The sequence below is a fragment of the Paenibacillus sp. A3 genome, assembly GCF_001399685.1.
GTDB lineage: Bacteria > Bacillota > Bacilli > Paenibacillales > NBRC-103111 > Paenibacillus_G.
In genome coordinates this window covers 1-606 of record NZ_JTHN01000393.1, presented here as the reverse complement: position 1 = coordinate 606, position 606 = coordinate 1, and the positions used below count along the sequence as shown (strand labels likewise).

Annotated in this window: 1 pseudogene; it reads left to right on the top strand. The window is 60.1% G+C overall.

Features of this window, described 5'->3' with window-relative positions:
• Positions 1–606 (top strand): annotated as a pseudogene (locus QJ48_RS37885) (hypothetical protein); the annotation flags it as partial.

Below are 606 nucleotides of genomic sequence, written 5' to 3'. Positions count from 1 at the left end.
AGCAGCGTACGTCCTACCGCTTTGGCGATCTGTTCAATACAGCTTTCAACCCGGCTGTATTCCGCGACGACCGCCGCGATCCGAAAACGGTCATGCAGTCCGCTTGGGAGGACCTGAGACGGATGCTGTCCTTTGACTTGAACCAGGAAGTGTTGGCAACCACGCTGCGGATCGAGAACAAAATCAACCGTATGGCGGGCGACGCCTCGAAAAACTGGTCGGAAGCCGTCCGGACCGGAGGAATTCCGTCCTTTGAAGCCCCGGGGTTCGAGCCGTTCAAGCTGAAGACGCCTGAGCTAAACGCGATGCTGGAGGCCGCAGACGTACAGCCGAAGTGGCTGGCAGGCTTCTTTAAAAATGCGAAGCATTTCTTCGAAGGCGACGGGAAAGCAGAGCTGCGCCGGGAGCTGGAAGCCCGGCTGAACGGGCCGATGACGCGTTTTGCCGACACGCAAGCGGTCTTTCTGGAGGACGCCTACGCGGAGCAGCTGCGAACCGTGATGCAGGAGCTGGCGGCAAGACTCCGGCAGGCGCTGGAGGAGCACGGCGAAGGGCTGCTGGAAGCGCTCGAGATGAAGATCGACTTGAACGAGCTTCAGGCGAAGC